This window comes from Psychrobacter sp. DAB_AL43B, assembly GCF_900168255.1.
Classification (GTDB): Bacteria; Pseudomonadota; Gammaproteobacteria; order Pseudomonadales; family Moraxellaceae; genus Psychrobacter.
This window is the reverse complement of the sequence record NZ_LT799838.1, coordinates 1,706,515-1,727,532: the sequence shown is the minus strand read 5'-3', so window position 1 is coordinate 1,727,532 and position 21,018 is coordinate 1,706,515. Positions and strand designations below refer to the sequence as shown.

Annotated in this window: 19 protein-coding genes and 2 pseudogenes; 9 read left to right on the top strand and 12 right to left on the bottom strand. The window is 40.4% G+C overall.

Annotated elements, in window-relative coordinates:
- Positions 1 to 3: 3 nt before the first annotated feature.
- Together DABAL43B_RS07555 and DABAL43B_RS07550 are read right to left on the bottom strand one after the other, a co-directional pair.
- Positions 4 to 885 (bottom strand): IS3 family transposase, encoded by an 882-nt coding sequence (locus DABAL43B_RS07555; protein WP_171996307.1) that lies wholly within the window; start codon positions 883 to 885, stop codon positions 4 to 6.
- Positions 882 to 1,193: a transposase gene (locus DABAL43B_RS07550; RefSeq protein ID WP_079690625.1), complete on the bottom strand. Its 312-nt coding sequence runs from the start codon at positions 1,191 to 1,193 to the stop codon at positions 882 to 884. Before DABAL43B_RS07550 ends, DABAL43B_RS07555 begins: the two co-directional genes overlap by 4 nt.
- A gap of 121 nt (positions 1,194 to 1,314) precedes the next feature.
- On the opposite strand from DABAL43B_RS07550, the gene DABAL43B_RS07545 reads away from it, so the two are divergent.
- The 5 genes and pseudogenes from DABAL43B_RS07545 to DABAL43B_RS07525 all read left to right on the top strand — a co-directional run bounded on the left by DABAL43B_RS07545 (position 1,315) and on the right by DABAL43B_RS07525 (position 5,095).
- A complete protein-coding gene (locus DABAL43B_RS07545; protein ID WP_079691799.1) occupies positions 1,315 to 1,842 on the top strand; it encodes an acyl-CoA dehydrogenase family protein in 528 nt (175 codons plus the stop codon).
- A gap of 402 nt (positions 1,843 to 2,244) precedes the next feature.
- Positions 2,245 to 2,733: pseudogene (locus DABAL43B_RS07540) on the top strand (glycosyltransferase); the annotation flags it as partial.
- 71 nt (positions 2,734 to 2,804) lie between these two features.
- The gene (locus DABAL43B_RS07535; protein ID WP_079691797.1) at positions 2,805 to 3,470 is read left to right on the top strand and encodes a hypothetical protein; all 666 of its coding nucleotides are present in this window, start codon (positions 2,805 to 2,807) and stop codon (positions 3,468 to 3,470) included.
- Between the two features lie 37 nt (positions 3,471 to 3,507).
- Positions 3,508 to 3,867: a hypothetical protein gene (locus tag DABAL43B_RS07530; protein ID WP_079691796.1), complete on the top strand. Its 360-nt coding sequence runs from the start codon at positions 3,508 to 3,510 to the stop codon at positions 3,865 to 3,867.
- A gap of 472 nt (positions 3,868 to 4,339) precedes the next feature.
- A complete protein-coding gene (locus tag DABAL43B_RS07525; protein WP_145952519.1) occupies positions 4,340 to 5,095 on the top strand; it encodes a hypothetical protein in 756 nt (251 codons plus the stop codon).
- 15 nt (positions 5,096 to 5,110) lie between these two features.
- Here DABAL43B_RS07525 and DABAL43B_RS07520 read toward each other — a convergent pair whose 3' ends face one another.
- From DABAL43B_RS07520 to DABAL43B_RS07505, 4 genes are all read right to left on the bottom strand, one after another.
- Complete coding sequence (locus DABAL43B_RS07520; protein WP_079691794.1) at positions 5,111 to 6,097, bottom strand: glycosyltransferase family 2 protein; 987 nt, start codon at positions 6,095 to 6,097, stop codon at positions 5,111 to 5,113.
- Between the two features lie 98 nt (positions 6,098 to 6,195).
- Entirely contained in the window at positions 6,196 to 7,398 is a 1,203-nt protein-coding gene (locus tag DABAL43B_RS07515) for a hypothetical protein (RefSeq protein ID WP_145952518.1), read from the bottom strand.
- Positions 7,399 to 7,403: 5 nt separating this feature from the next.
- Positions 7,404 to 8,759: a glycosyltransferase gene (locus tag DABAL43B_RS07510; RefSeq protein ID WP_079691792.1), complete on the bottom strand. Its 1,356-nt coding sequence runs from the start codon at positions 8,757 to 8,759 to the stop codon at positions 7,404 to 7,406.
- A gap of 121 nt (positions 8,760 to 8,880) precedes the next feature.
- Entirely contained in the window at positions 8,881 to 10,563 is a 1,683-nt protein-coding gene (locus tag DABAL43B_RS07505; RefSeq protein ID WP_079691791.1) for a glycosyltransferase family 2 protein, read from the bottom strand.
- A gap of 353 nt (positions 10,564 to 10,916) precedes the next feature.
- Between DABAL43B_RS07505 and DABAL43B_RS14565 the strand changes: the two genes are divergently transcribed.
- The gene (locus tag DABAL43B_RS14565; RefSeq protein ID WP_227516778.1) at positions 10,917 to 11,003 is read left to right on the top strand and encodes a catalase; all 87 of its coding nucleotides are present in this window, start codon (positions 10,917 to 10,919) and stop codon (positions 11,001 to 11,003) included.
- Positions 11,004 to 11,214: 211 nt separating this feature from the next.
- Here the strand turns inward: DABAL43B_RS14565 and DABAL43B_RS07500 are convergent.
- From DABAL43B_RS07500 to DABAL43B_RS07485, 5 genes and pseudogenes are all read right to left on the bottom strand, one after another.
- Positions 11,215 to 11,748, bottom strand: a pseudogene (locus DABAL43B_RS07500) (hypothetical protein); the annotation flags it as partial.
- 76 nt (positions 11,749 to 11,824) lie between these two features.
- Positions 11,825 to 13,465 carry an ATP-binding protein gene (locus DABAL43B_RS07495; RefSeq protein WP_079691790.1) on the bottom strand — a complete coding sequence of 547 codons (1,641 nt, stop codon included), beginning with the start codon at positions 13,463 to 13,465 and terminating at the stop codon, positions 11,825 to 11,827.
- A 52-nt stretch (positions 13,466 to 13,517) separates the two neighbouring features.
- The gene (locus tag DABAL43B_RS14510) at positions 13,518 to 13,673 is read right to left on the bottom strand and encodes a winged helix-turn-helix domain-containing protein (RefSeq protein ID WP_264753809.1); all 156 of its coding nucleotides are present in this window, start codon (positions 13,671 to 13,673) and stop codon (positions 13,518 to 13,520) included.
- 56 nt (positions 13,674 to 13,729) lie between these two features.
- Positions 13,730 to 14,209 (bottom strand): response regulator, encoded by a 480-nt coding sequence (locus tag DABAL43B_RS07490; protein ID WP_264753808.1) that lies wholly within the window; start codon positions 14,207 to 14,209, stop codon positions 13,730 to 13,732.
- Positions 14,210 to 14,368: 159 nt separating this feature from the next.
- Positions 14,369 to 14,965: a PepSY domain-containing protein gene (locus tag DABAL43B_RS07485; RefSeq protein WP_079691789.1), complete on the bottom strand. Its 597-nt coding sequence runs from the start codon at positions 14,963 to 14,965 to the stop codon at positions 14,369 to 14,371.
- Between the two features lie 263 nt (positions 14,966 to 15,228).
- Here DABAL43B_RS07485 and DABAL43B_RS07480 point away from each other — a divergent pair, with 263 nt between their 5' ends.
- The 3 genes from DABAL43B_RS07480 (at position 15,229) to DABAL43B_RS07470 (ending at position 19,697) form a co-directional block, all read left to right on the top strand.
- Positions 15,229 to 16,038, top strand: a complete 810-nt coding sequence (locus tag DABAL43B_RS07480; protein WP_264753807.1) for a hypothetical protein — start codon at positions 15,229 to 15,231, stop codon at positions 16,036 to 16,038.
- A 170-nt stretch (positions 16,039 to 16,208) separates the two neighbouring features.
- Positions 16,209 to 18,947 carry a bifunctional lysylphosphatidylglycerol flippase/synthetase MprF gene (gene mprF, locus DABAL43B_RS07475; protein ID WP_079691788.1) on the top strand — a complete coding sequence of 913 codons (2,739 nt, stop codon included), beginning with the start codon at positions 16,209 to 16,211 and terminating at the stop codon, positions 18,945 to 18,947.
- 57 nt (positions 18,948 to 19,004) lie between these two features.
- Positions 19,005 to 19,697 carry a DUF1345 domain-containing protein gene (locus tag DABAL43B_RS07470; RefSeq protein WP_079691787.1) on the top strand — a complete coding sequence of 231 codons (693 nt, stop codon included), beginning with the start codon at positions 19,005 to 19,007 and terminating at the stop codon, positions 19,695 to 19,697.
- A gap of 310 nt (positions 19,698 to 20,007) precedes the next feature.
- Here DABAL43B_RS07470 and DABAL43B_RS07465 read toward each other — a convergent pair whose 3' ends face one another.
- On the bottom strand, positions 20,008 to 20,964 hold the full coding sequence (locus DABAL43B_RS07465) for an EamA family transporter (protein ID WP_079691786.1): 957 nt from the start codon (positions 20,962 to 20,964) through the stop codon (positions 20,008 to 20,010).
- Positions 20,965 to 21,018: the final 54 nt, after the last annotated feature.

Sequence of the window (21,018 nt, the reverse complement as noted above, 5' to 3'; positions counted from 1 at the left end):
CAACTAATTTAGGACACCTGATAAGAGGTTTTTATTAAAGTATCGTTTCTCTTTTTCTAGCGGTGTTAAATAATCGTTGAAAGTATGCGGTCTCACGGTTTGATAATAGCCCCAGATATAATTACTGATGGCGATCTTAGCTTCAGTAATATTCTCATAACCGCCCTTTGGCATCCATTCAGTCTTAAAACTTCTAAAGAAGCGTTCAGTAGGCGCGTTGTCCCAACAATTACCACGACGACTCATACTCTGTGTCATACCTTCACAACTCGCCACGGATTCAGCAAACTTCTTACTGGTGTAATGGGTTCCCTGATCAGAGTGAAACAGCACTCCAATTGGCTGTAAGCGCGTCTGATATGCCATCTGCAGCGCTTTGGTTGTCAGCATACTGTCAGGCGAATCTGACACGGCAAAGCCAACAATACGACGGGCATATAAATCTAAAACAACAGCTAAATAGCACCAGCCGCCTTTGATACGAATATATGTGACATCGCCCGTCCAGACTTGATTGGGTGCTGTTTGACTGAAATTTCTATTTAAGATATTGTGATGCGTTTTATGCGCCTCGTCAGCGTGCTTGTATTTATGCATCTTTAACTGACAGCTTTTAAGCCCCATCTGCGCCATGAATTTACCTGCTATATAGCGGGTCAGCTTGATGCCGTGTTCATTCATTAGTATGGCGGCAATGCTGCGAGCGCCTGCTGATTGCTTTGAGTCGTTAAATATTTGACGAATTAATGCCTTGTGCTTGACGGTTTCAAGACTGATGGGCTTGGGCTGCATGCCATAGTAGTAATTGCTTTTCATCACGCCAAACAGCTTGAACAAAAGGCTTTTACTCACCTGTTTATCTTGCTCTGCCAGATTTCTTATCAACGATAGCCGTTCAGACTGTCCAATGCCAGCAGAGCAGAAGCCTTTTTTAGAATGTCACGCTCCATAGTCAGCCGCTTAACTTGTTTGCGCAATTCTTGAAGTTCTCGCTGTTCATCCGTTAAAGCGTTGCCGACTTTAGGTGCTTGGCCACTCATTTCTTGACGGTATTGACTCAGCCATTTCTGCAAGGTGGATTTACCTATCCCTAAGGAATCGGCCACATCAGGTATGGTGCGGTTGTGATCAACAACTAAGCTGATGGCTTCTAATTTAAATTCTCGGGTATATTGATTGCGTTTGTTGGTCATACTATTTTCCTCTTTGGGTTAGTATAAACCTCTTACGTGCTGTCCTAATTTATTATGCCACTACATTGAGACTAATAACTCCCCAGGGTTTGAGCGTGGTAATAAACTCAAAAAACTCGGTATGGCGTCACAAGATACCTCTGAGCTGTTCTTCAATAACATGCGTGTTCCACAAAAGAATCTATTGGGTACAGTGGAAGGTATGGGTTTTATGCAGCTAATGCAGGAATTACCGCAAGAACGTCTTTTAGTCGCCCTAGCAGGGGTGGGTGCTATGAAATTAGCTCTTGATTTGACTATTGACTACACTAAAGAGCGTACTGCCTTTGGTAAACCAGTATGGGGCTTTCAAAATACGCGCTTCAAATTAGCCGAATGTAATAGTCATTATATTGCTTCGAGTGCGCTATGTGATGCCGCTATCGAAGCACTGCTTAAAAAAGAGCTTACCGTTCAACATGCTGCCTTAATCAAATACTGGGTGACTGAGAAGCAATGCATTGTGATGGATGAATGCGTGCAGTTATTCGGCGGTTACGGCTATATGATGGAATATCCTATCGCTCGACTATATGCCGATGCCCGGGTACAAAAAATTTATGGCGGCACCAATGAGATTATGAAAGAGTTGGCGTCACGGTTTATGTAACTTTCAACCCCCAGTATTGACAACATTACTTGAATAAAATACCAAATGAAAAAAGGTTGCTAGCACTATATATAATATAGTGCTAGCAACCTTTTTTACGGCCGACGAGATTGAATCAGTAACTAACTTTATTCAACATAGTAATAATCATACCCCTTCAATAACGAGGTGATTGATACCTAAGAAATTATAAATTAGCCTGTTATAAGAAGAAGATATTTAGCCATCGCATTGGTACAATTTAACTTGGGATCCTCAGTCACGCCAGCAACTTTAAGAGCACCTATATCAAAATCAATATTTTGACCAATCAAGTTCTCAACACTGTTAGGCATTCTAAAATCGGTATTAGGTAGCTCATTCGCAACATCTTCATCACATATATGTGATATCGCTATGTGCTGTGACTGTCAATGTGTGGGACAAGTAAGAGACATCGGTGTTCGTCATGCGATCGCAAATGGTGCAACCTGGCTTGCCTGTACAGATGCTGACTCAGTTGTGGCTGTGGATTGGTTAGCACAGCAGATTGAACATGTTAGCCACCAACCGACAGATATGATTTGCGGGGTGGTGGACGTTGATAGCTGGGCACATTTGACACCGCAAACTCGAGAGAGTTATATCGATCATTACCAAGATAAGATGGGACATCATCATATTCATGGGGCAAATTTAAGTTTTAGCAGTGACGCTTATCTTGCTGTGGGTGGCTTTGCTCATATACCTTGTCATGAAGATGTAGACTTGGTTAGAAGATTTGAAGCTCAAAGCTATGCCATCACTTGGAGCAATCGTGTCCGTGTAATGACCAGTAGTCGGTTGCAAGCTCGGGCATCCGAAGGTTTTGCAGCATTTCTAAACAATTTAGAACAAAACAATCCACATTAAGATACGCAATATAAGATTGTACTGACTTATCATTGAGTGTAGATATACTTCAATAATAAGGATTATAAATCATGTCAAGTAAGCCTACTAGTAACGATAATATCAAGAATGCTTTAGAGTCTTTTGAGAATACAACAGAAGTGCCTTCAAATGATGGGGTAACGGGTGTTGAGGTCTTAAAAGGCGATACAGTAATGTATGAAGATGGTGACTTTGAAGATTACAATGCGGAAAAACAGGCTGAGTCTAACAAAGACGATGACTCTGCCAAAGACGATGAATCTAGCAAAGATGATAAATCTAGCAAAGATGATAAATCTAGCAAAGATGATAAGCATGGTATCACGATAGCCAATATCTACCAATGGGCGTCTAAACTTAAGGATGATTTTATCTCTGATAAAGAGGGAAAATCTGATTCCAATGACAAAGAGACATCTAGTAAATCTGATCAAGATGACAAGCACAGTGCAACAATAGCTAATATTTATCAATGGGCGTCTAAGCTTAAAGATGATTTTACCTCTGAAGCCTTTAGTATGACGCATGAAGTTTCTGAAAAGGCGGTTGCTATGATGCTTAATAGGCTTCTGGACGCTGCAGAGGCTGAGCTAAAAACCTTTGATAAGAACGCAGAAGACTCTAAAGAGTCAGTGCCCAATGCTACAGAGGAACGTAGTAAGATTGCTGATAAAAAAGATAAATACCAAAATATGCTCGACCAACTACGAAGCTAATTGGCACCTTACTTCAATTTTACCTAAGGACGTTGAGATGAAGATGATAGAATTAAAACCCTTATTACGTACAGCCGTATTAACCGCATCTTTAGCAGCTATTATGGGCATGAGTGCTTGTAGTAGTGAAAAAGAAGATACAAATGGCCAATCAGCTGATGGCATAGAAACAAATCAAGGTTCAGAAGTTACAGGTACAGCCTCCCAAGAAGGTACGCCGTCACCGACAAACGATACTAATGTGGATGCCGCCGCAGATTCTACTACTAATTCTAGTGATGGAACAGGCACAACGAATCAGTCAGGGTCTACAGATAGTATGGGTAATGATGAGGTAGATGACCATACTGACGAAAACCCGAACTTAGATCAAACAGCGGCTGAAGGGCTGCAGTAGAACTCTAAATGCTCGCAAAAAGATGGCGAAACTCATAAAAAAGATGAGTACGCTGTCTATGTTTTTCACAAGTATTTGATAGGAAATTAATTGGTTATTTAAACGATTAGGGCCAGTGATCCAATGTTAGGTGTTTAAATAAAATGCCTATCATTGGATTTTTTATTGTCTTTTGATTGGTTATTGCTTATTCTTCCGTCAGGGAATAAAAAGCAGTTATGCCGCTTTTTATGAAAACCTCATGCTAATAGGTCTAACAGTATTTTTGTGTCTTCAAATCAGTGATTTTGCTGTCGGAATAGATCATGTTGATTACAAGAATTATTTTTAATACTCATATTTTTAGTATGTAATCTGTTCGTCAATGAGTATAAATGAGATTGTATCAAAGTCTATTCAACAAGCTGACATAGTTAAAACGCATGATTCAATACTTGAGAAAAATAATTCGTTATCAGGTGGGAGTGAATGCGTGTCTAATAAAATAAGTAAAGAAGAAGCTGCCTTTGCAAGTTTGCCTTTTAACATTCAAAATGCCTTAGAGCAAAAAAATAGAATAGTATTTATCGCCAATAATCCATCTATTAGCACCACGCAACTTGAGCAGCTGTTGCAACCTGATGATGTTTTAGTGTTGTTTAATCACTTCATACACGCTGATTTTTTTGCTAATCATCCGTTAATTAGTAAATTGCCTAAATTATTGTTTTTTCGGCAGATTGGCGACAGTAAACTGCATTTTGGCTTGCCACCGAGAAGTAATAATGTAGCTGTAATGAAGAGAATGGCAAAGGCTGCACCATTAGGTATATTGCTGAGCAATCAGCCTTATCAGTTTCCGTCACCAAGTGAGGATCCAAACCCTGATGATGATCCTATTACTTCTGACCGAATACTCATTGTTCCACCAGTAGTGCAAGAGTTATTGCAGAACGATAGGCACCATAGTGTATTGTCCGAGCGTCATCCGGTCGTTGCTGACTACCCTTACTTTGGCGATATTCATTCATCAGCACCGTCGTCCGGGTTTTTGTTATATCGATTGCTATTAGCCGCTCGCGAACATCTACAGTTGGTGCAAAAATCAGATTTGCCACTACGACTATTAATGATAGGTTTTAATGATAATGACAAAACTGCCCATTTTTGGCACGGGCATAACTGGAGTTTTGAGCGCCGCGAAATGAGCGCGCCGCCGCAAGAAGTAGAGGTTATTCGTCAGTATTAAACATTAACTAAAAATTTAGACATAGGGTGCATTGGGGCAGTGTGCTTGCTTTATCTCATGAGCGCTAGGTTTTCGTAACACAACTATCGGCGTCGACTGTACCGCTGTCCAACGAATAAGTCCCATATTTGAAAATTGCTTAAGCCATCCCTCCATTGGCCAGTGCTGCCATTTCTCATAAAAGCGATTGGCATTGATGATAATGCTATCTAGATGATTAAGAGGTGGCCGATAGACGCTATGCTGCTGATGGTAAACAATGTCAGCCGTGAGATAAAAGTCGATATCTAATTTTCGCGCAGTAAAAGAAAAGTCAGTATCTTCGGCTCCATAACCGATGTATTGAGTATCAAACCCACCTATCTGCTCAAACTGTTGGCGTTTAATCGCAAAGCATAAACTCCAAAACGCACCATAATCATCGGTCTGCTCAATAACCGTCTGCTTTATTGATGTGGCAATGTAGTCGACCTCATTGAAATTATAACGATAAGGGTTGTAGACAGACAGTTCATTTAAAAAGCAGGTGGTTAGCGTGCCACTTTGTAACTTTAAGCCTTCTTTAACTGACAAAGGGCGCGTGAGATAGCGCGGTTGACCCATGAGTAAGGAGTCAGGATATTTCTGCAATTTAGCGCTTAATTGCTCAATAAACGTCGGCGCTACTATACAATCTACATCTAAAAATATGAGTGTGTCATGAGTGGCATGCGCTGCGCCAATATTACGATTGCGCCCGATATCAAATTTAGTTGTATCTGTTTTATTGGACGATGCTTCAATGGTAGTGGGAATTCTTATGATGTTTAAAGGAAATTCAGCCAACCGCTTTGGGTCAGCGTCGTCATTAACAATGATGACCTCATCGGGCTGGACGCTACCGTTCATAAGGCTGCTGAGTAGATTATAAAGATGGCGATTGCGCCCGTAACAGGTGGTGATAACCGTTACTGGTATATAGTCAGAAATAGTTTTAACAGTAGATATGGGTTTTATGCTCATCAGTCGTCATCGCCTCTTTTATTATTTTACTTTTTTCATGATGCGTTGGATATTATTGAGAGTTTGTTTAAGAACACTGTTTATTATTATTGAAGTTATTAGTAGTCAGGATTTAACTCAAGCTTAGGGAGTAACCACTTTTCGAACCAAGCTTTAGTCGTTGGATATTGAGTCGTACTATCCATAAATTCTTGGGCAGCAGTTAAACAGTCTTTGTTGCGATTTACGTTACTAGACTTTGACACTGACTTGGGTTGTGCTTTATTTACCGATTGTCCATTCGGGTTAGTATGAGTTTGTTTATGAGAGAGCAAGGTTTTAAATTGCTGCCAGCTCAATGCGCATTCTTGGTTTATTAATGCTTGCGCCATCACTTCTTGCTCTTGATGCGGACGGTTATCAGGTAGAACCACAAGTGGCGTAGCATAATCATAGGCTTGCGCAACTGCGTTCAAACCACAGGCCATCAGTAGATAATCACTATGTTGTATAAATGGTGTGACATCATTCACTTGCGCAGCAATATCAACGTGACAGCGCATATCATCGTTTATAGGACCAAGTGATATGATAAAAGCGTTGGGTAATAGGCGGCGTAACTCGGGTAATTTTATATCAATAGCCTCATGTCCACCGTAGCCCTTAATAACAGTAATGATAGTGGACGTATCTTCTTCCCAGTCTTTTAGATTTGAAGTATTTAACTTCGCCAGTATTTCTATAAACTCACGATAAGTTAGCTCTTTTTGTTGCGCTGTATTAATAAAATCAAGGTATAGCGTTTTTTTACCTACCCATTCAGGCGTCATACTAGCCTCTAGTAGACGAGGATAAGGCGCTAGTAAAGCAAGCGCGCCAGCAAAAGCATTAAGATGCGGGATGTCATCACGAATACCAGGAAGTCTGATATAAAGATAAGGGATGCTAGTAGCTCGGCACAGCATGGCTACTTCAACACTCACGTCGATAATCATCAAATCAATTTTACGCTGATAAATCGTATCTAGTATTTGGTGGCTACGCTTTTGAATATTGCTATTACCGACAGGCGAATAATGGAGGCTAGCTGGTTGCCAATGTTCTCCTGCGCGACCTTTTAGCACATCATCTGCACACTCATCCTCTGCTTGTAGCCTTATAATTTGCTGCTCATCGAGACAGGAAAAAGCATAATCGTCTAGGCTTAAGCTCGTAAATACTATTAATTGTCTTTTTGCATCCACCGGTAATAGCGCCGCCAGTTTATCGATTTGACGGCAGTGTCCTGAGCCGTGATGATGCGCGTAATAGCCAAGACGCATACTCATTACTCCTCAAGACTCATAGTGACAGACCTATTACTTGAAGTATCATTCAATTTAATATTTGAACCCATTGACGAATTTGACTTATTATTATGGATAAATAAACTCTGTGCTAGCTGCGCATATCGTGAATTGGCAAAGCCCTTTTTTTCCTGATTTTCTCTTACTGCCGTTTTATATAGTGCAACATATCCTTCTACCATCGCTGATACTGAGCAAAACTGTAAAGCGCGTTTGCGGCAAGCCTGACGTGATATGTGTTTAATCTTAGAAAACCCCTTTATAAAGGCTTCCTTATCTTCCTTAGCAACGATAATACCTGTACTAGGCGTGACTATTTCAGCGCTTGCACCCACATCAAATCCAATCACTGGTGTCCCACACGCCAAGCTTTCGGCCAGTATCAATCCGTAAGGCTCGTCCCACGTACTGGTAAATAGCATGGCAGTTGCTTGAACGAGGTGTTGATTGATCTCGTCCTTAGTGACATGACCAATATAATCAAACAGTTTTTGTTCGCCATTTTTGCGGTCTTGAGATAATAAAGGCGCTACTTGTTTATTAAAGTAATCTTCATTACTTTTAGGACCAGCAATAATGAGTTTTTTCCCCGCTTCCATACAGTACTGCATGGCCAAGTGCGTGCCTTTTTCAGGACAAATACGTCCGTACCAAAAATAAACCTCGCTATGCTCATTAATTAGACTATCCGTAGGCTCAGTATTAGCGATAAAGGACTCAACATCGATGCCGTTATAGACGACATGTGAAGGAACGAATTCAGAAAAAAGGCGCTGTTGGTGTGTGCTGATGGCGGTAAACTGGGTGCTTGTTCCGTGACGTAACGTCAGAAGTGCCAGACGCAACTGCGGGAAAATAGGCGTATGAAAAGTAGTAAAAAATCGAGCACCAAACGCTTGACCTGTCATCATCGGAATATGATGGAGACTGTGATTGTGTACGATATCAATCTCACCTCGTGTATCACGTTCAATAATGTCACGCAGTACACCTTGATAAACCAAGTACTGGTACATTTCCTCGCGGCTCATGCCTAGCGTGTCATGTTCGTTCTCATAGACTGTCGCATCAAACTCAGCTCGGGTTAGCATTGGGACTAAGGTTGCTTGCGTTCGACTGTCTTTATGGGCATAAAGCAGTACTTCATGACCTTGAGCAACGAGTTCATCACAGATGAGTTGCGTAATCATCTCAAGTCCACCTGCATACGGCTGGGCAATAGGATATAAACAGTGGGCAATAATCGCTATGCGTAATGGCTTATTGGTTATTGCGACAGGGCGTTTATTATCAGCCTCAATAGAACTTACAAAACCAACAGAATGAGCGAAAGACATATAAACCTCAAAGTAAAAATAGCGATTATTTTAAATTGGTAAGCACGGCAGGTTTTATACAGGCAAATGATTAAAGATACTGGTATAACGCCGGTCTTCAAAAATGGACCTTGTTTAAGAGTTAAGCGTTCTTAGGAATTAATAATTTTTTATCTTCAAATACCGTTTCAATCTTAGGCGGTGCTAGGGGTTTGGTTTGTTTTCGAGCGTGCGCGACCGCAGGTTTAGACTTTATCCTAATGCTGTTAAGTTTTGGCTCTGTAGCAGCAAAGTTATCAAAAGCCACTTTTGCCGCACCGATTTTTAATAGACAAACCGTTAAAGCACAGATAAATAATATTGGAGAGTAAAGAGGAGAAAACGGCGCTACTACAAGCGCTGTAATGATATTAAGCGCCAACAGCAGTTTGGGCAATGCTACTATATTTGCCTGCCATAACGAGTGACGAGTACGAATATACTCTTGCTTTGGGGTGCATATAAATGGCTTTTCACGACCCCACATAACGGGTAACCACGAGAGCGCCCCAAGCTCCCAAAAATTCAGATGCATTAACCATGCTCTCAAGCGCATTTTCATGGTTGGTTGATAGTTTCCATTCACTTGTTTATTAAGCGGCACCTGATCCTGTAAATATGCCCATAAACGCCTTACTAAGAAGACTGTATAACCTGCGTACACCAGATATAAAGGCGTGAGCAGAGTTGAGTCGGCGTTAATATTAAAAAGCGTAGGAGCAAAGAGCGCACTGAAGATAATGAGTAGCGTACAGATTTGTAGAAAAATAAACAAACCAGTGAAATTTATCCAAGCGCTGAGCTGAGAAAGGTGTGCACGCGCATAGAGTAGACGTTCGCCGATACCTTCTACTTTTATGCTATTGATAGTATATCGATTAAGAGGGGTAACAGAAGTCAACGTTTGACTTTTCTCTAAATATTGTCGGCACATTGAGGACTTATCTATCGCGAAATAGTTGTTTATTACTTGCATGTTGCCATAGATCCAACGTCGACGCTGGCTCATTAAGTCATTCAATGTATTGGGTAATAAACCGGTGGCAATAATTTGTGGTATGAATCGACTTCGCAAACCTTGTTGATGCATAAGAACGCCCATCTGTGCATCTTCAGTAATCGATGCACCTGACCAGCCACCCAAGCTTAAAAGATCTGAGCGGCGTATCACCGCATAAGTTCCTGTTGATAGCGCACGCTCGCGATTAAAAGGACGATATAAGTGATGATTGAAATAGTGGTTTAATTCGCTATGGATATCTATTTGTCCAGCGTTACGGTAAAACTGTGGAAACTGAAGTAGAGTGTGAGCAGGATACTGTTCGATAGCATCAGCTATTGATACTCTAGCGTGTGGTAATGCCTGATAATCACTATCAACGACGACAATATGCGTACAATCTGGGCTCATGAGTCCTAGTGCTAAATTCAGAGCGCCCGCCTTAAACCCTTCTACCGCATCAATGTGGTAAAAATATACTTTTAGCTCAGGATCTAAGCTGGCGCAAAACGCTGCCAATGGTTTATACATGGATGTGTCATTATTATTATTATCGATAATAATGATCTCATCGCAGTATTTTTTTACCACAAGGAGGGATTGTATGGTGGCAATGACCAGTTCTGGAGGCTCCGCACGTGTCATCAATTGAAAACTTAAAGCCGCTGTATGGGCTTGTGAATGGTTTTTTTCTACATGATCATTTACAGAGGAGCCATTTATAGTCTCCCAACCTTTTACATATTCCAAACTTTCTTTAGTACAAACTCCCTTATCGATCGCCATAACCTATCCCTATGTACGCCTCAAACTATGCTATGCCATTAGAAACAATGATAAGAACTAAAAGCGTCAGTATCTAATCTTTACCATTGACGTTTATCGCCGATATATTTGTTGATTGAATATCATAGCTTAAGATTTGATAAGAAATGGATGGTTAATTGTTTAATAGTTCTTAATAGTGTAAGCGTAAGTAATTTGTGTAAATCTTTAGCTAATTCAAGTGAATATTTGACCTATGGTGATTGATCCATAGCTAAGCTTGATTTTTTGGAGAAAAGGGCAGAATTTTTTAGATATACCTAAGTATTTGTTAAAGCGTATGTTTTTAACTAAATATCAACACCTTTTGTTTGATGAGTGATCGTGCGCTGCCACGTAGCTTCGGTATGATGGAAGGTTTTGGTATTCACAGTTATCGCTTTATCAAACCCCAGTATTAACAAGGTCACCTAAGTAAATTGTCAAACAAAAAAAGGTTGCTAACGCTATGTAATATATAGTGTTAGCAACCTTTTTTACTACTATCAATATCCAATCATCATCGATATTCATCCATCATACTAATAATTATAGACCTTGGTTAACAAGACTATTAGCATCTAAGAAATTATTATTTGATCAATAAAATAAGTTTTGCTAGGAGCATAATAATCAATGTGCTTTAGCACTAGCCTGCTGCTTAAACACTAATAGACAAATAATGATAAAAACTAACAACGCAGCTGAAGCGCCAAAGCGGCTTAGTGCAAGACCACCATGATCGATAGGCTTGTCTAAGAAGTCACCTAATACCGCTCCTAAAGGCCGAGTTAAAACGAAAGCGCTCCAAAATAATAGTGTTTTCGATATTTTAGTATAAAAATGAGCTAGAGCGATGAGTACTAATAAAGATCCAAATATGATAGCGCTCGTGGTATAACCCATGCCTTTGGTATCTGCTACCCAGTCACCAAGCGCGGTACCAAGGGTTTGTGAGAACATAATAGTCGTCCAATAAAACACCTCTGCTTTGGGTTTGCTAATGCTATCGACAGCAATACTGCCCATCGTTTTTTGTCAAGTTATTAAACATAGGCCAAGTAGCGCTATCAGTAATGCTGAGCCGCCCGCATAGCCAATGCCCAAAGATCTTATTACATAATCTGCTATCGTCGTACCCAAAGTCGTTGTCGCAATAATCGTGGCTCAATATAGCCATTCAATAGAGGTGTTAAGAAAGCGTCAAGATATATCTACATCTATCAAAATTTTTCTAGTTGACTTAGAAAACTAAGGTGATGCATAGTCCTTTATTGTTGTTTTGACTTGGAATGGTCGCAGTAGAATCATCCATAAAAACATCGATACCTGCTTGCTCACAGATTGACTTGACGATAGAGAGTCCTAGGCCTGTTCCCTGTATTTCTTGTGAAGTATTGCTAGTGCTATCTGATCTTGAATGGCTTGTATTATCGCTCATGCTATTGCTGAGCTGGTCAGCTTTATTATTCACCTGATTGAGCCGTACAAAAGGGTCAAAAACAGTTTTATAATCGCTAGGATAAATGCCTGCGCCTGAATCTATTATTTGCAATATTAATCTGCTACTCAATGTTTTAGATGAGTCGTTCAGCTTCCCAGAGTGAATCACTTGTGAGCCAAAATTATACTGAACATCTAAAACCGATTTTTGTATGCTGCCTGAGTTTTGCTCAAGCTGGAACAGCTTAACGATGACTTGACCATTAGCTGGCGTGTAAACAATAGCGTTTTGAATCAGGTTTTTGACTAGAACTAATAATGACGTTTCATCCATATTTATTTTACGGTTAGATTGTAGATCAACCGTAAGCTCTATATTTTTATTATCAGCAATAGGGATGAGTAAACCGATGACTTGTTCGATTATAAATTTAACAGAGGTTAATGTATCTTCGGCACCGAGCGCCGTATTGATATTACCAGCACGTGCAAGTGTCAATAGCTGCTCAACCAAGCTTTGATTACGCTTTAATCGTATAGCCAGTTTATCTAAACCTTCAGACATCACACTATCAGTGGCTATTCGCTGCAATCGTTGTAGCTGTAGCGATATTGCCGTCAATGGCGAGCGTAGTTCGTGCGCAGCATCTGCGATAAAGCGTTGCTGACGCTCTATACTGACCTTGACCAGTGCCAATAATCTATTCAACGATTCAGCTAGTGGCAACAGCTCGGAAGGCAGATTACTCACTGGCAGAGGGTCTAAGTCATTTTCACGACGCTCTTCAATCTCCTTTTGTAATTGGCGTACAGGCTTCATCATTCGCCACATGATAAAGGGCAGTAATAGTATCAAAAATGCCATGCCTATGATTAAGGGCAAAAAAGACTGCAATGCACTAGATCTGGCGAGATCATCTTGAAACTCAGTACGTTGGCGTACTATAACCACTCTATCTGCATCATTACTACGATATACGCGCCATACTTTGTCATCTATGGTTTGAGTACTTAAACCCTCTGCTATAGCAGGCAGGTCCTCTAATGTCAGATCGTTAAAGTCCTCATCATTATGGTGATTGGTATCATCATTATCGTGCTTACTGTTATCGCCATTATTGTCGAGAGAAGAGTTATAGACGAGCGGTGATGATATTGCCGTATTAATAACATCGACGGTGATACTGCCATCGTCATCATCGGTATCAAAATGAATGTTGGGTTCAAGCAACGTAGTAGAGTCAGCTGCTTTGACATCAAGCGTTTGCTCAAGTAACGCTGACATGCTTTTTAAACTGTCATCTTGAAAGTCGTTAAGCTCGTTATAGCTATACCAAAACCCATAACCACCAGCGCCTATGGCGAGTAGCAATAAAGATAGAACAGACCAAAGGATAAGTTGGAACTGTAGCGAGTGAAAGAGCTTATGGAGTTTAATCATAGCAATTAACTTTTATGGATGACAAATTATTTTTAGTGTTGTGTGTTTGAAGTTAGGCATTACTGATATACCAACCCAAGCCGCGAACATTTTTGATTCTATCTTGTCCGATTTTTTTACGTAAGCTATGAATCAAGAACTCAATGGCGTTGCTTTCAACTTCATCACCCCAGCCATATAACGAATCTTCAAGCGCATTTTTAGACATGACTTTTTCAGGGGTTAGTATAAACCTCTTACGTGCTGTCCTAATTTATTATGCCACTACATGAGGAGCATATATTCTTTAGCGGTTAAATCTACAGGATTGCTCTCCATCATGACTCGTTTGTGCGCGGTATCTAGAGTTAGATTGCCAACGGCAACTTGATTGTCAGCCTTGCCTTGGGCGCGTCGTATCAGTACCCTCATCCGTGCAAAGACTTCTCCTAATTCAAAAGGCTTGACGACGTAATCATCAGCCCCTGAATCTAATCCTGCAATTCTGTCTTTTAATTGATCACGCGCGGTGAGTATCAATACTGGTGTTTCAATCTTAGCGTCGCGAATAGCAGTTAATACGCCCATGCCATCAACCTCTGGCAAGCCCAAATCTAACAAGATGATGTCATAAGGTTGCACCCTTAATGTCAGTATGGCTTGACGACCATCTTTAACCCAATCGACCGTATAAGCTTCATCTTGCAATGCTTCATTCAGACTTTCGCCAATCATCAAGTCATCTTCGACTACTAATACTCGCATGAGATATCCTTATTATATGGCTATTAGGACTCAAGTTTTTTTAAGGTATTTATCTATAGTGTCACTTTCTATAGCGTCTTTAAAGCAAAAAGCTCTAATCGATACTGGTGTACAGAATAGAGCCATTGTTAAGTTATATTCAATCAAATCTTCGGTGTATCAATCATCATAGTCTAACTGACTGCTGATAACCTGACCATTTATGCTGTCGATTACCAGTTTGTGTATTTCCACCCCTTTAGCCATTTCAATCTCATAAGCGGGTATGCCGTTATCAAAATCAAACTCTGCCTCAATAATTTTGCCATTCATTTTGCCATTGTCGCTTTGCGTTGCTTTTTGCATGGCTTGGGTTAGACTGATTTTAGCCTGTTTCAAAGCTTTGTATTCTGCTAAATCTTCCGCATCAAGTTTTTCTTGTTTGGTCTTTAAGATTTTACCGCTACTGGCATCAATTTTTACTTCATGCTCCATGTCCCCGTCAATAAATTTAACTTCAAACTCATCACCTGCCATATAGTCGTTTTGGTCAAATTCAGCGCTAATTAAGTCCCCTTTAACTGTTTTCTGCGCCATAACGATGGCTTGCTCTAGACTGATTTTACTTTTGGCAATCGCGACCGCGTCACTGGTCTCAGCCCCTGAAATAGCGGGTATTTGCCCTGAGGCGATAGCGATGGTACCGATACCAGTGCCGATAACTAGGGCGCTCACGACAACGATTGCTGATTTGCTTAGCATTGATAACTTTTTCATAATATTTACTCCATATCTTAAATGTAGTGCTGGCGTCTTAATAAATACTTCGTCAGATGTGATGCTGGTAGGAGTTCATCATACAAAATAAGACATAGGAGAAACTTAGCGTAGATTAAGCGTTTGATTAGAGGAAATATATTCAAATTAAAAGATAGCTGATGATGTCTTAACACTTTCTTAATAGCTGGGTAGTTACTATAGGTTAAGGATGTAGCAAATACAGTGCTATCTCCCAACTAACCTAAAAAAGGAAAGTTCTCATGTCTACCTCTCCTCAAATACTCGTATCAGAAAATCGCCTATCCAAATCATCAAAGTATGCCAACATGCTCAATAAAGTGCCACAAATCACTGTGGTGTTTTGGCTGATAAAAATGATGTCAACTACCGTCGGTGAAACCGCCGCTGACTTTATGATTTTTAACTTTAAGCTAGGATTGCCGATCACTTCTCTGATTATGACAGCGCTGTTTTTGATTGTTTTGGTAATACAGTTAAAGACCAAAGACTATATACCGTGGAAGTACTGGCTGACGGTAGTATTTGTGAGCATTCTTGGCACGCTGATTACTGACAATATGACGGATAATTTAGGCATACCACTAGCATACTCAACGATAGGGTTTAGTGTCTTGCTTGCAGTGGTATTCGCTATCTGGTACGCCCGTGAAAAAACCTTATCTATCCATCATATTGATACCTTTCCCCGTGAACTATTCTATTGGGTTGCCATCTTAGCGACTTGCGCTCTTGGTACTGCCGCAGGTGACTGGTTTGCAGAAGGGCTTAGCATTGGCTATCAAAACTCCACCTTTATATTTGCTAGTGGTCTTGCGCTTATCGCAGTGGGGTTTTATGTGCTTAAGTTAAACAGCGTTTTGTGCTTTTGGCTTGCTTATATTTTGACTCGTCCGTTAGGGGCAGCACTTGGTGATTGGCTATCACAACCAGTTAAGAATGGAGGTATTGAATTGGGAGCGACTAGTATCAGCATTGTGTTTTTATTAATGATTGCGGGCTTGGTAGGTTATGAGACCTATAAGAAAAATTATCAAGTGAATAATCACTAATGAGCGGTAAGATTTTTCATTCAAATTTGTGTTATAAGTTAATAGAGAGTTAAGATTTTATAAATCAAGAATAACTTTATAGATTGACTGTTAGCAACCTGAACTTGCCAGCCAACTAAAATAGCCGCGTTGTGTGTTATGCCTAAAGCGCCTCATATAAGTCAGTAGCGATGAATATAAAAAACATAAAGTTTAATTGGCATTGGTTATTAGCCGTTGTTGCTATCGTGATGTTTGCCTTAGCATCCAAGTCGTTGTTTCATATGGCGCATACCTTAGATATAGCGCAGATGAAATCTGTCATTTTGGCAACGCCGCCATTAACGATGTTGAAAGCAGTTTCAGTGGTCATAGCCGCTTACGCGCTACTGAGCGTTTATGATCTAATAGCGGTGCGTTATCTAAATACTAAAATACCTTACCCTAAGATATTAAATACCTCGCTCACTGCTTTTTCAATTGGCCACACTTTAGGGGTGTCGATGCTATCGGCAGGCGCGGTACGCTTTCGCTATTATGGCAAGTACGGTATTGAAAGTGCGAAGATTGCCAATATTATCTTGTTGGTATCTTTAGCATTTAGTTATGGCATGATGACGGTGATCGGACTATCACTACTCATAAATCCACATATGCTCTCACAGTTGCTTACCAATATAGCTTGGCTCGCAAATATACCGCCATTAGTGTTCAAAGCGATCGGGTTTATTATTCTGCTATCGATTGCTGCCAGTCTGATATTTGCTGGCAAGTCAGGACGAGCGTTTGCTATAAAAAACTGGCAATTGCATCTGCCACCAGCTACGGTATTGTTTAGACTTATCGTGCTTGCCGTTATTGATATCGCATTAGTAGCTTATATCATTCATATGCTAATACCTGCCAGCACAGTGAGTTATCTAGAGGTTTTCTCAGCTTACGTTCAAGCTATTACGGTAGGTATTATCAGTCATGTGCCTGGCGGACTGGGCGTGTTTGAGCTAACGATGGTGGCTTCATTACCTAAGGTGGATAAAACCACGTTATTATCCGTGCTGCTCTTATTTCGTATTCTTTATTACCTTATTCCCTTTATGTTGGGGATATTATCGTTTGTCTTACATGAAGCCTATATTCGCTCAGGTCTGGATGCAAATAAAAAACGCAGAATTCTCCCTAGTATATGGATTCCTCAGCTCCTTGCTTTGGCAACAGCGGGTTTGGGTATAGTCATGTTGATAGTTAGTATCTTGCCGCCCGTGGCTAATCGAGAGCTATTACTGGGTGAGTTCATACCGATACCCATTATCGAGACGTCCTATCTTCTCAACACGCTTATGGGATTTGCTTTACTGGTATTAGCACGTGGATTGTATCAACGTCTCAATGGCGCATGGCATATATCAATGTGGTTATTGGGTGCATCAATAGTGACTTTAATGGTCAAGCACTTAGAAGTCGAAGTGGCGGTTATTTGTGCCTTATTGTTCGGCGTGGCCTATTTTAATCGACGTTACTTTAATCGTCAGTCTCATTTGATGAGCTTACGTTTAAACTCACAAACTCTAGTTTTATTGTCGGTATTTTTAATCAGTCTGTTTTGGGTTGGTATGTATGTCCATCGTCATGAAGACTATAGCCCTGATCTATGGTGGACAGTATCAGGTGATGGAGGAGCACGCTTTTTGCGCTCATACGCCATGCTTGCCATCTTAACCATCGCCTATGTATTGTTCAGCCTCATTCGATTTAAAAAACCATCTCCAAGCCTCCCCACTCCAATTGAGCTTGCCCAAGCTGAGCAAGTTGCTCGTAAATCTGCCTACTCAGTTGCAAACTTAAGCTTGCTGGGTGATAAGCAACTGCTATTTAGTGACTCGGGTAATAGCTTTATCATGTATCAAACTCATGGTAGAAGCTGGATTGTTATGTCTGACCCCATTGGTGATGACAGTGAGTTTGGTGCTTTGATTGAGACATTCATTGAATTATGCCAAAGTTTTGGTGGGACTTGTGTCTTTTATGAAGTCAGCAATAGATATCGGCATTTATTCAACAACAATGGCATACAACTGCTAAAAATCGGTGAAGAAGCTATTGTTAACTTAGATGCCTTTAACTTACAAGGAAGCAAAAACTCTAAATTCCGTCAAGTGATCAGTCGTGGTATGAAAGACGGGCTGAGCTTTGAAGTCGTGCCACAGGCGCAAATCCCAACATTACTTGGAGATTTGAAAGCAGTTTCTGATATTTGGTTAGGCGATAAAAAATCAGCAGAAAAAGGATTTTCACTGGGGTATTTTGATGAAAACTATTTGAAGCATTTTGATTGTGCAGTGGTGAAATATCAAGGGGACATCGTGGCTTTCGCCAATCTTTGGCAAAGCGGTCATCTGAATGAGTTGTCCATTGATTTGATGCGTTATAAAGAGGTGCAAAATAGCGAAGGCAAAGCTATTAAAAGTATGATGGACTATTTATTTATTAGCTTGTTTATGTGGGGCAAAGAGGCAGGCTTTCATTCTTTTAGTTTAGGAATGGCACCCTTTACTGGGTTCGAGGTTCAGCCTAAGCCTATCGTTGAAAGTCATTCTTTAGAAGATAGTACTTCAAAAGATAATGACTCAAACAACGAAGCATTAAAAACTATGAGTCAGCATATTATAGATGGTAAATACATGGAGATGCCAACAGAAGCTGAAGCTATCGGACCTAAATGGCGCTATGTAACCAATACCGTTACCAAATACGGCAAAACTTATTATAACTTTACAGGACTGCGTCACTTTAAAGAAAAATTCAATCCTGAGTGGGAACCGCGTTATGTAGGGATTGAAACGGGGCTCAGAGCAGGCATGAAACCTATTAAAGGTTTAACCGATACCACCTTACTTATCTCTGGTGGGCTAGGTAGTTTGGTTAAAAATTAATACCAGTTAATACAGTTGTATAATTTAAACCTTCATTAATAGAGTTTGATTAAAGTTATGGCACTATTACCAAACGCGTTTTTCAGTCATTGGCGCTTGCTTGGAAGCTTACTAAGCGGCGCACTTATTGGCCTAATAATAGCTGCAATATGGCCTATCTCTTTTAGTACTGGCTTTATTGTCGGTTGGGATAGTGGTATTTTAATCTATATTGTCAGTATTATTGTTATGATGCGTGCTAACACCATTCATAGTCATCTGACCCAAGACCATGAAGGTAAGCTGATTATCTTAAGCCTCATTAGTATCGCAAGTTTGATTTGTTTACTGGCTATTGTAAAGCAAACTCAGATTGGTAAAGACTATCAGGGTATAGCGCGTATTTTAACTATTGTGCTTACTGTGAGTACTATTTTTATTACGTGGCTGATGATACAAGTTACCTTTGCTATGCAATACGCTTATCTATATTTCTCTGAACAACGTAGAGGGGTAGCGTCGCCTTTTATGTTTCCTGAAGCTATGATGGCAGGTGAGGGCTACAGTGAAAATCATACAAGGGCATTCAGTGCTAAATTTGAAGACTTTTTTTATTGCGCAGTTGCTATTGGTACTTCAGGTCAGACCGCCGATATTGCTTTTACCTCAAAATCGGGTAGAAAGCTTGCTACTTTGCATAGCGTTATCGCCTTTGTGTTCAATTTGGTTATCATCTCTTTATTAATTAACATTATAGCCAGTTATATATAATGAGGCTTATCGTTCAAACCCCAATATTAACAACATCACCTAAGAAAACTAAACTTCATATCTCAAGCTTACATGCTATGTAGGTAATAGCATTGTAAGGCTTCTTCGACCCATCAATGTAAAGTTAATCTATTAGGCATATAGGTATTATCGATATTTCGAACACCATAATGTTGAGGTATACATCACCTAATAAGTTATAGTTTAAATTAACATTTGGTCTACTCTAGCATTGACTCATTTTCCGCTATCGATATTAATTTTGGGGGCTGTCCTAGATAACAAGCTCAGCCCCTTAGATTATTTACTGCTAATTATGAGTTGCTTTTCTCCCAAGCCCAATCTTCATATTTGCTAATACCAGTCCTGACAAGATCAATAGCATTGCCAACATCTTCCACCACGTCACTACTTCCCCTAAGAGCAGCACTGAAGCTATCATACCGAATACCGGCACTAATAGAGCAAATGGCACAATCTTGGAAGCAGTATTTTGACTAAGCAGATGTGCCCAAAGTCCAAATCCAAGAAGGGTTGAGATGTACACGATGAATCCAAGCGACAGCCAAGACTTAATTGATGCTTGCGTAAACGTCGCCACCTGCCACGCAGCGCTCTCAAATATAAGAGACGATAGAGTCAAAATCACACAAGCGATCAGACCGCCCCATGCCACCAGTGCCAACGCAGACAGTGCTGAAGCTTTATTCTTGCTGTTAGTAGGTGAACCAGTATGCAGGCGAGCGTCTTGCTGCATCGTCTTTACCATTGCTTGCGTTGATACCTGCTTTGAGGCAATGTTGCCAAAGCTCCAACCGATTGCCGCAATCAAGATACAGACAAACCCAATTAAAGGCATATCACCGCCAAGGTTTAGTGCAATCACGCCCAGTCCAAGCACACCAACTAACATACCGATGATCTGCATACGATTCACTTTCTCACCTAATATGACATATGCCAGTAATACCGTGATAAATATCTGAACTTGTAGTAATAGCGCTGTTAACCCTGCTGATGCACCCAAGTGCATAGCAGTAAATACAAAAGCATACTGCATGACAAACGTACCAATGGCATAGATAAATAGCGTACGGTTAAACTTAGGTGGCTTGAGAAATAAAACCAGTGGCACAGCAGTAAAGAAAAAACGTAGGGCGGTGAGCATGAGTGGTGGAAAGCTTTCGAGCGCCCATGCAATAAAGGTAAAGTTCACACCCCAAATAAAGGCAACCAATACGGCTAAGGCGATGTGGATTGGGTTCATAGGATTGTCCTAGATTATGATTATTGGTTTATAGTTGTTGTTGAGGCTTGAATT